The organism is Paenibacillus xylanexedens, from assembly GCF_007676705.1.
Classification (GTDB): domain Bacteria; phylum Bacillota; class Bacilli; order Paenibacillales; family Paenibacillaceae; genus Paenibacillus; species Paenibacillus xylanexedens_C.
In genome coordinates this window covers 20,189-29,937 of sequence record NZ_VEBF01000015.1, presented here as the reverse complement: position 1 = coordinate 29,937, position 9,749 = coordinate 20,189, and the positions used below count along the sequence as shown (strand labels likewise).

General features: G+C 49.6%; 8 protein-coding genes. 7 read left to right on the top strand and 1 reads right to left on the bottom strand.

From position 1 onward, the window contains the following. Window positions 1-448 precede the first annotated feature (448 nt). From iolD to FS628_RS30050, 7 genes are all read left to right on the top strand, one after another. Window positions 449-2,314 (top strand): 3D-(3,5/4)-trihydroxycyclohexane-1,2-dione acylhydrolase (decyclizing), encoded by a 1,866-nt coding sequence (gene iolD / locus FS628_RS30080; protein ID WP_145326644.1) that lies wholly within the window; start codon window positions 449-451, stop codon window positions 2,312-2,314. A gap of 152 nt (window positions 2,315-2,466) precedes the next feature. Beyond that, window positions 2,467-3,369: a myo-inosose-2 dehydratase gene (iolE, locus tag FS628_RS30075; RefSeq protein WP_145326643.1), complete on the top strand. Its 903-nt coding sequence runs from the start codon at window positions 2,467-2,469 to the stop codon at window positions 3,367-3,369. A 142-nt stretch (window positions 3,370-3,511) separates the two neighbouring features. Then, window positions 3,512-4,522, top strand: coding sequence for a 5-dehydro-2-deoxygluconokinase (iolC, locus tag FS628_RS30070; protein ID WP_145326642.1), 1,011 nt, complete (start codon window positions 3,512-3,514; stop codon window positions 4,520-4,522). Window positions 4,523-4,620: 98 nt separating this feature from the next. Continuing rightward, complete coding sequence (locus tag FS628_RS30065; protein WP_313958637.1) at window positions 4,621-6,096, top strand: CoA-acylating methylmalonate-semialdehyde dehydrogenase; 1,476 nt, start codon at window positions 4,621-4,623, stop codon at window positions 6,094-6,096. Between the two features lie 69 nt (window positions 6,097-6,165). Continuing rightward, complete coding sequence (iolG, locus tag FS628_RS30060; RefSeq protein ID WP_145326641.1) at window positions 6,166-7,218, top strand: inositol 2-dehydrogenase; 1,053 nt, start codon at window positions 6,166-6,168, stop codon at window positions 7,216-7,218. 96 nt (window positions 7,219-7,314) lie between these two features. After that, window positions 7,315-8,121 carry a 5-deoxy-glucuronate isomerase gene (iolB, locus tag FS628_RS30055; protein ID WP_145326640.1) on the top strand — a complete coding sequence of 269 codons (807 nt, stop codon included), beginning with the start codon at window positions 7,315-7,317 and terminating at the stop codon, window positions 8,119-8,121. A 248-nt stretch (window positions 8,122-8,369) separates the two neighbouring features. Then, entirely contained in the window at window positions 8,370-9,377 is a 1,008-nt protein-coding gene (locus tag FS628_RS30050; RefSeq protein ID WP_145326639.1) for a LacI family DNA-binding transcriptional regulator, read from the top strand. 166 nt (window positions 9,378-9,543) lie between these two features. On the opposite strand, the gene FS628_RS32850 is transcribed toward FS628_RS30050, so the two are convergent. Further along, complete coding sequence (locus tag FS628_RS32850) at window positions 9,544-9,675, bottom strand: hypothetical protein (RefSeq protein WP_260871238.1); 132 nt, start codon at window positions 9,673-9,675, stop codon at window positions 9,544-9,546. Window positions 9,676-9,749 lie beyond the last annotated feature (74 nt).

The window sequence follows — 9,749 nt, the reverse complement described above, 5'->3', positions numbered from 1 at the left end:
TTCAATGGTAGAACTTTAGCCTTCCAAGCTAATAGCGTGGGTTCGATTCCCATCACCCGCTTATAATATTGTGAAAGAAAGAGATGGTACTCACCGTCTCTTTCTTTTTTTGCATTCATAGGTATATAGCGATTGTAGTATGCGAAGATCACAGATTATATGGTCCCACTAGCATGTACCAGCATTTATCCCATTCTCACGTTAGACTCCCCTCTCATCTCTCTTAGTAATTGTGGAGAGCTCTCCAATGAAGCAGATCTAATACATTTTACAACAATGAATTTCCGCTTCTTTATCACATTTTTATAAAACGCTTACAAAAATAGCTTGCGTAAATCATCAGCCTGTAATACCATATCAATTAAGCGCTTAACCTTTAGGGGTAAGGCGCTTAAACTTAACTTAGATTAAGCGCTTAACCCGTAAAGGAAAGGAAGGCGATCAATTCATGGCAACAATTCGATTAACGATGGCTCAGGCCTTGCTTCGATACCTGGATCAGCAATATATCTCGGTTGACGGGGTGGAAACCAAGTTTGTGAAAGGGATCATCGGCATCTTTGGACATGGCAACGTAACTGGCATTGGAGAAGCGTTGGAGCGGAGTTCGGGAAGCCTGACGTATATGCAAGGGAAGAACGAACAAGGTATGGTGCATACGGCAGCGGCCTATGCCAAACAGAAGAACCGCAGACAGATCTATGCATGTACAACATCCATTGGTCCTGGTGCTTTAAATATGATTACAGCAGCGGCTACCGCAACGGTGAACCGGATTCCGGTTTTATTGCTTCCTGGAGATAACTTTGCTACACGGGAACCGGACCCGGTACTGCAGCAGTTGGAAGTGAGCAGTGATTATACAATCTCAGCCACTGATCCATTCAAAGCCGTCAGTAAATACTGGGATCGCATCGTTCGTCCTGAACAGTTGATGATTGCTGCTACACAGGCCATGCGTGTGCTTACCGACCCGGCAGAGACGGGAGCTGTTACGCTAGCACTGCCGCAGGATGTGCAGGCAGAGGCGTACGATTATCCTGAATCGTTCTTCGCCCGCAAAGTACACTATCTGGACCGTCGCCCCCCGGTACAGGCAGCCATTGAACGGGCAACGCAGCAGATTGCCCGAGGCAGAAAGCCGCTACTCGTTGCAGGTGGCGGTGTGTTGTACTCTGAGGCATCAGCCCAGCTCGTGGAGTTCGCCGAGGCATTTGGCATTCCGATCGCCGAGACGCAGGCGGGCAAGAGTGCAGTCTCTTGGGACCACCGACTGAATGTGGGGGCCATCGGGGTTACCGGCTCTCTGGCAGCCAATAGGCTGGCGAGTGAAGCGGATGTGGTGATCGGCGTCGGTACACGGTTCTCGGATTTTACGACGGCGTCCCGCTCTGCTTTTCAGCATCCGGAAGTGTCATTCATTAACATCAACCTGAACGGCATGGATGCTGCCAAGCTTGGTGGTGAGGCAATTCTTGCAGATGCACGCGAAGGGCTACAAGCTTTACAAAAGGAATTGCAGCAAAGACAATACCGCAGTGCCTATGGTGCATCTGAAGTCGCTGATCTCCGTGCGGAGTGGAATGCAGAAGTAGATCGACTGTATGCAGCTAAACATGAAGCAGGGCTGGCACAGACTACAGCAGTTGGCGTGGTTAACCGGACCATTGATCCATCTTCCGTCATCGTGTGTGCGGCAGGCAGTCTGCCAGGTGATCTGCATCGTCTGTGGCGTGCGTCTGAACCAAAGACATACCACATGGAGTATGGGTTCTCCTGTATGGGGTACGAGGTAAGCGGAGCGTTCGGAGCAGCACTTGCCGAGCCGGATCGTGAAGTGTACGCCATGGTAGGAGATGGCAGTTATCTGATGCTGCATTCGGAGTTTGTGACCAGTTTGCAGGAACAGAAGAAGATGACTGTCCTATTATTCAACAACAATGGATTCCAGTGTATTCATAATTTGCAGCGGGAACATGGAAGTGACGGGTTCGGCAATGAGTTCCGTTATCGGGAGTCAGAAAGCGGACGATTGACCGGGGACTACATGCCAATGGACTTCGCAGCTCACGCCCGAAGCATGGGAGCCAAATCCTATAGAGCGGAAACGGCAGAACAGCTGGAACAAGCAATCCGAGATGCGAAGAACGAAACGGTGAGTACGTTGATTGAGATCCCGGTCGTGCCTGGAACCAACGCAGGTGGATACGAGTCGTGGTGGAATGTAGGTGTGCCAGAAGTATCTGCCGAGGAAAAGGTAGTTCATGCACATCACAGCATGCAAGCCAACCGTGCTAAAGCAAGACTTATTTAATCCAATTTAATAGAGTTTCCCTTCTAAAATGTAGCCTTATCTGAACTCCCCCACGATATAAGATCAGTGGACGTATTTATCTATATATTGAAAATATGAGTACTACATTCCGATTGAACCACAATGTTGAACGACAAAGGAGACGTGGAGCAATGAGCAAGCTGCCATTCCAGCTTGGGATTCATCCGATCAATTGGGTCGGTGAAGATGTGAAGGAGCATGGCGATGCGACAACGTGTGCACAGATTCTGGATGACATTCAGCGTCTTGGGCTGACGGGTACTGAGATGGGACGTAAGTATCCAACCGATCCCGCCATACTGCGTGAAGAACTGAGTAAGAGGAATATCAATCTGGTCTCCCAGTGGAAATCGGTACTGTTCTCCGATCCGGCGTATCGTCAGTCGGAGTTGGACAGTTATCGCAGACATGCGGAATTTCTACAATCCATGGGCAGTAAGGTGATCAGTACGGCGGAGGTAGGCGGGTCACTTCATTTTGATCCAAGACGGACACCGAATGAAAAAGAAGTGCTCAGACTCAGCGAATCCGAATGGCATATCCTCGCTGAAGGATTGAATGAAGCAGGAGCCATTGCCCGGGAACACGGGTTGAAGCTCACATACCATCATCATGGAGGCACGGTGGTAGAACAACCGGATGAGATCGACCGACTAATGGAGCTGACCGATCCCTCTCTCGTGTATCTGCTCTATGATACAGGTCATGCCTACTATGGCGGAGCAGATCCGCTTGAACTGCTGCGTAAACATTATGACCGGATCGCTTATATCCATCTGAAAGATATCCGCCCACATGTGCTGGATGAAGCACGCGCGGAGCAGTCTGATTTTGTCGGCTGTATTCGTAGAGGAGTATTCACTGTACCAGGAGATGGATGCATTGATTTTGCTCCCATTCTTCAGGAACTGATTACACGAGGGTACGATGGTTGGGCGATGCTTGAGGGAGAACAGGACCCTGCAATTCATAACCCGTATGAGTATGCGAAGCGATCTTTGAACTATATGGAGTCGTTATACCAACACAGCTGATTCGTTCAGCATTGCAATTAGGATTGGAAAATAAAACTGACCTACTCTAGCCGTTTGCGAGTCCTCACGATGGAATGAGTAACGAGTCTAGATATCCATATAAACCATGTTAAATCTCAACACAGAAAGGGGCTCACATGCAATGACCTATGTATCCTTTCCAGAATCAAGGAAGAAGGATTTCACCGCGATTGGCCGTCTGTGTATCGACTTGAATGCCAATGAGATCAATCGCCCGATGGAAGAGACGATGACGTTCACGAAATATGTGGGTGGCTCTCCGGCCAATATTACGATTGGCATGTCCAGACTGGGTATGGAGACAGCTTTTATCGGCAAAATCGCGGGTGACCAGATGGGCAGATTCATCCAGAGTTATTTGGAGAAGAACGGCATCGACACATCGAATGTGGTGACAGATGACACCGGGGCGGTGACAGGGCTTGCTTTTACCGAAATCAAGAGCCCAACCGATTGCAGTATCCTGATGTACCGGGACAATGTAGCTGATCTGTTATTACAGGCGCAAGAGGTACAAGAGCAATTAATTGCCGACTCCAAAGTACTGCTAATCTCAGGCACGGCTCTCGCGCAGAGTCCATCCCGTGAAGCCGTATTACAGGCACTAACGTATGCGAAAAAGCATGGCACAGTTATTGTGTTTGATCTGGATTATCGCCCATACACATGGACATCAGATGAAGAGACAGCGGTCTATTACAACCTCGCAGCCGAGAAATGCGATATCATTCTGGGCACACGTGAAGAGTTCGACATGATGGAGACATTCGACCACAATCCGGATCATAGCGATCAGGTAACTGCACAGAAATGGTTTGATTTCTCAGCCAACATCGTTGTAATCAAACACGGCAAGGAAGGGTCCATTGCTTATACGCGTGAAGGGCTTTCTCACCGTGCTGACAGCTACCCGGCAAAAGTGGTCAAGACGTTCGGTGCAGGCGATTCCTATGCGGCAGGGTTCCTGTATGGATTGATGCAGGGCTGGACGATTGAGCGCAGTATGGCGTACGGTAGTGGCGCTGCAAGTATCGTCATTTCGAGCCACAGCTGTTCGGATGCGATGCCAACGGTGGAACAGGTGAATGATTACATCGAACGTTGCAATCGGGGCGAGATTACTGTGTCCTGAAGCACGTTGCAATACTTTGAACAACGTACTCATACAGATCTATAACAATGAACATGTTGAACATAAGCGATCACACATAAGCGAAGGGAGATAGGGCTATGGGAAAAGGGATTTCTGAAGCGTCTGCAACAGCGACAATGGTACAAAATTGGATCGGAGGTGCCTGGGTAACCCCATCGGCAACTCGTACGGAGCCGGTTGTGAATCCGGCTACAGAAGAGGTTATTGCACACGTGCCACTGTCTGAACAAGCGGACGTGGATCTGGCCGTACAGACGGCACGGGAAGCATTCAAGTCTTGGAGCAGCACACCGGTTCCACGCCGTGCACGTATTCTGTTCCGCTACCAGCAGCTGCTAGTGGAGCATTGGGAAGAGCTAGCTCGTTTGGTGACGCTGGAGAACGGTAAAAGCTACGCCGAAGCGTACGGTGAAGTATTGCGTGGCATTGAATGCGTCGAATTCGCGGCAGGTGCCCCGAATCTGATGATGGGCAAACAACTGCCGGACATCGCGACAGGACTGGAGTCGGGTATGTACCGGTACCCAATCGGCGTAATTGGGGGTATTACCCCGTTCAACTTCCCGATGATGGTCCCTTGCTGGATGTTCCCGCTGGCTATTGCGTGTGGTAACACCTTTGTTCTGAAGCCGTCCGAGCGTACACCGCTGCTGGCAGGCCGCTTGGCAGAGCTGTTCAAGGAAGCAGGGCTTCCGGACGGCGTGCTCAACATCGTTCACGGTGCGCATGATGTCGTGAACGGTCTGCTAGAACATAAGGATGTTCAAGCGATCTCTTTTGTCGGCTCACAGCCTGTGGCTGAATATGTCTACACCACTGCATCCAAGCATGGCAAACGGGTACAGGCACTCGCGGGTGCCAAAAACCACTCGATCGTTATGCCGGACGCCGATCTGGATCTGACGGTGAAAGAGATTACGAGTGCAGCTTTTGGTTCAGCAGGAGAACGTTGCATGGCCTGTTCGGTTGTTGTAGCTGTGGGCGATGTAGCTGACACACTCGTACAAAAGCTGGTGGAAGCAGCAGACCGCATTACCATTGGTAACGGTATGGATGATGGCGTGTTCCTCGGTCCCGTAATCCGTGGACCACATAAGGAGCGTACACTCCGTTACATTGAAGCCGGAGAGCAGGAAGGCGCGGCTTTGATCCGGGATGGACGTAAGGATCAAGCGACAGGGGAATCCGGTTATTTTGTAGGGCCGACAGTATTCGACCAAGTGCAGAGTAATATGAAAATCTGGCAGGATGAGATCTTTGCTCCCGTACTCTCAGTGGCAAGAGTGTCTACGCTAGAAGAAGCTGTGGAGCTTGCGAACCGTTCCGACTTTGGTAATGGTGCGTGTCTGTTCACCCGCAGTGGGGCGAGTATGCGTCAATTCCGTGAAACAATTGATGCGGGCATGTTGGGGATTAACCTGGGCGTACCTGCGCCAATGGCATTCTTCCCGTTTTCCGGCTGGAAGAAGTCCTTCTACGGTGATCTGCATGCCAATGGCACGGATGGTGTTGAGTTCTACACTCGCAAGAAGATGGTAACGGCACGCTGGTAACAACCAGAGCATAACTCGGGCTAAGGGGAACGCCCAGCCCACATGGACGCACATAGGGAGGATAACGGAATGGGCAAGGACAAAGTGAGAATTGGCATCATCGGTGCTGGACGGATCGGCAAAATTCATGCAGACAATCTCCTGCGGAACCCGCATGCCGAGATTGTGGGAATCAGTGACTTGTTCGCAGGTCCTGAATTGGAGGCTTGGGCCTCCAGACGCGGCATCCCGGTTGTAACGACAGACAGCAGCCAGTTGATCTCGATGCCTAATGTAGATGCTGTGCTGATCTGTTCTTCAACAGATACACATGTACCTCTGATCGAACAGGCCGCCCAGGCGGGCAAACACATCTTCTGTGAGAAACCGGTCAGTATGGATCTAGCACAAACTCAAGCGGCTGTGGCGGCGGTTCAGAAGGCTGGCGTCAAGCTGCAAATCGGATTTAACCGTCGCTTCGATCACAACTTCAGACGGGTACGGGCACATGTGCAGGATGGTACGATTGGTGATCCGCATATTATCAAAATTACTTCTCGCGACCCGAGTCCGCCGCCTGCGGAGTACATCCGGGTGTCTGGCGGGATCTTCATGGACATGATGATCCACGACTTTGACATGGCTCGGTATCTGTCCGGGAGTGAAGTGGAAGAAGTGTACGCTCAGGGAAATGTGCTGATCAATCCGGTCTTTGCAGAACATGGCGATGTGGATACGGCAATTGTTACGATGACCTTTGCTAATGGAGCGATTGGTGTTATTGATAACAGCCGTCAGGCTGTATATGGGTATGATCAGCGTGTCGAAGTATTCGGCTCGAAGGGCAGCGCCACAGCGGCGAACGATCATCCCAATACGGCTGAGATTAGTACAGCAACTGGACTGATGCGCGACAAACCGTTGCACTTTTTCCTGGAACGCTACAATGAAGCGTATGTGCAGGAGACAGCCCTCTTTATCGATGCGATCATCCACGACACACCCGTTATCGTAGATGGTCACGATGCAGTACAGGCAGAACGAATTGCGCTGGCAGCGAAAATGTCCATGGAGCAAGGAAGACCTGTGAAGCTGAGTGAAGTTCCTGGGGTATCATTGGAATCGCAGACGGCAATGCCATAGGTGGATGATTACAGTCACTTTTCCTAATAGTTAAAGCTTTTGTTTTTATAAGTGTCAGGTTGTTGTGGACGACTACAGAAAGGAGTGGATGACAAGATGTCAGAACGTATTGTGAAACCCGTGTCCAACCCGGAGGGAGACGGTACGCTTATAAACGTAACACCGGAATCGGCTGGATGGGAGTATGTTGGCTTTCAGGTAGCGAAGCTGGCGGAGGGGGAGACGCTAACCCGTGAGAGCGGTGATCAGGAACTCTGTGTGGTGCTTCTCAGTGGCTTCGCTAATGTAAATACTCGGGAGAACACATGGGAGAATATCGGGAAAAGAATGAGTGTTTTCGAGAAAATCCCTCCGTATTCGGTCTACGTCTCAACTTCCGATCAAGTGCAGATCACAGCACGTACCGAATTGGAAATCGCTATATGTGTTGCGCCCGGAAAAGGCACGTACCCGGCTCGTCTCATTGCACCCGAAGATGTAGGGGTAGAGGCAAGAGGGTATGGCAATCTGGAACGCCAGATTCATAACATTTTGCCGGAACAAAAAGAAGCGGACAGTTTGCTCGTTGTTGAGGTATTCACACCCGATGGGCATTGGTCTAGTTACCCGCCACATAAGCATGATCGGGACGCACTTCCCGATGAATCTTTGTTGGAAGAAACGTATTATTTCCGTGTACAGCCTGAACAGGGGTTTGCCATTCAGCGGATATACACGGATGATCGTTCTGTGGATGAGACACTTGCAGTGAAGAACGGTGAAGTGGTGCTTGTTCCGGACGGATATCATCCGGTAGGTGCTCCTCCGGGGTATGAAGTCTACTATCTGAACGTGATGGCTGGACCAACCCGGACCTGGAAATTCCATAATGACCCTGATCACGAGTGGTTGATGAAAAAGTAAAACGGTTTATGCTACGCATATTGTGCTGGCTCCAAGTTGCGTATGCAGTCTTCCCCCTGCATAATGAGAAGAGAACAATTATCTATGCGAATCAATTTCATAACTCACTAAAAATGGATTTCTGTAACTAAATATAGACAAATTGAACCATTTTGACCTATATTTAGCCTTGATTGAAGCAGCTAAAGGTATTATGAAATTGATTCATGTATAACGAAACTTATATATAGCACAAATGGGGAAAAAAAATGAAAGCAACTATATACGATATCGCACGCGAGGCGGGTGTATCTATTGCAACCGTCTCACAGGTCATTAATGGCAAAGGCAAGATCAGTGAGAAGCGGCGCGCCGAGATTATGGAGATTATGGAACGCCTTCACTATCAGCCCAGCGCGATCGCAGCCGCACTTACAGGTAAGCAGACATATACATTGGGACTGCTCGTACCGGACATATCCAACCCGTATTTTGCAGAACTCGCCAGAGCGGTGGAGGATCGAAGCCGTCAATTGGGCTACAGCGTGGTCATCTGCAGTACGGATAATAAGGACGAGCGGGTAGAACGTTACCTGAATCTGCTCCAGCAAAAAAGGGTAGATGGCATGATGATCGGAACAGGGATCGATAATGCCGAAATTTTGTCACCCCTATTGCAACAGTCTATCCCTGTCGCTTTGATTGCTCGCCATATGCCCTCACTGTCGGTGCATACAGTCACCATTGACGACTTGCTTGGCGGCACGCTCGCAGCACAGCATCTGCTTGAACTTGGGCATACTCGTGTAGCAGTGCTGTCGGAACCGTCCAAAGTCAGCAGTAGTCAGGAACGTGTACGTGGATTCCGCGAAACATTGAATAAGGCGGGATATACGCTGGAACCGAATCAGATCAGAGAATCGGCGGCTGACCTGAGCTCGGCCAAAAAAGAGGCGCTACTGCTGCTCGGTGAGAACGATCACCCAACAGGCTTGTTCTGCTGTAATGATATTCAGGCCATTGGTGCACTTCAGGCAGCCAAAGAGCTGGGCCTACGCGTGCCAGAGGATGTGTCGATTATCGGATTTGATAATACCATTCTGGCTTCGGTAACCAGTCCACCGCTTACGACTGTTGCCCAGCCGATTGAAGATCTGGGACATCGCGCTGTAGATCTGTTGATTGAAGAGCTTAAGGAAGAGCGGAAAGAGCCACAGAAAATTGTGCTGAAGCCTGAGCTGGTCATCAGAGAATCAGCAGGCCGAGTATTGGGCTGAAAACAATGACACTTCCAGGTACTCTGACCAGCCGTGAGACTAAGCATATATGTGCCATATTCTTTTATGCAGATACGGGTGCCGTCTCATTTCTCATTCTAATATGTAACGTATGAACATAATCAATAAGCCGCGTTCACCCTATGGGAGAACGCGGCTTATTGATTTATATCTTGAACTTTTTCACTTCTTCAGCGAGCGTATTGGCTTGTTGATCCAGTTCATTGGAGCGTTCCGAGATATTCGTAATGTAATTGAACTGTTCCGAATGAATGGAACTTATGAAGTATATCTTCATTTTTAGATCAAATGAATAAGAAATGACATTGGAACAGAAAGATTGAGATGATATACTGGAATATATCAATAATT

Bases quoted from the DNA above. Each gene is read 5' to 3' on its own strand.
- iolD (WP_145326644.1), top strand. From the start codon at position 449: ATGGCAACAATTCGATTAACGATGGCTCAGGCCTTGCTTCGATACCTG.
- iolE (WP_145326643.1), top strand. From the start codon at position 2,467: ATGAGCAAGCTGCCATTCCAGCTTGGGATTCATCCGATCAATTGGGTC.
- iolC (WP_145326642.1), top strand. From the start codon at position 3,512: ATGACCTATGTATCCTTTCCAGAATCAAGGAAGAAGGATTTCACCGCG.
- FS628_RS30065 (WP_313958637.1), top strand. From the start codon at position 4,621: ATGGGAAAAGGGATTTCTGAAGCGTCTGCAACAGCGACAATGGTACAA.
- iolG (WP_145326641.1), top strand. From the start codon at position 6,166: ATGGGCAAGGACAAAGTGAGAATTGGCATCATCGGTGCTGGACGGATC.
- iolB (WP_145326640.1), top strand. From the start codon at position 7,315: ATGTCAGAACGTATTGTGAAACCCGTGTCCAACCCGGAGGGAGACGGT.
- FS628_RS30050 (WP_145326639.1), top strand. From the start codon at position 8,370: ATGAAAGCAACTATATACGATATCGCACGCGAGGCGGGTGTATCTATT.
- FS628_RS32850 (WP_260871238.1), bottom strand. From the start codon at position 9,675: ATGAAGATATACTTCATAAGTTCCATTCATTCGGAACAGTTCAATTAC.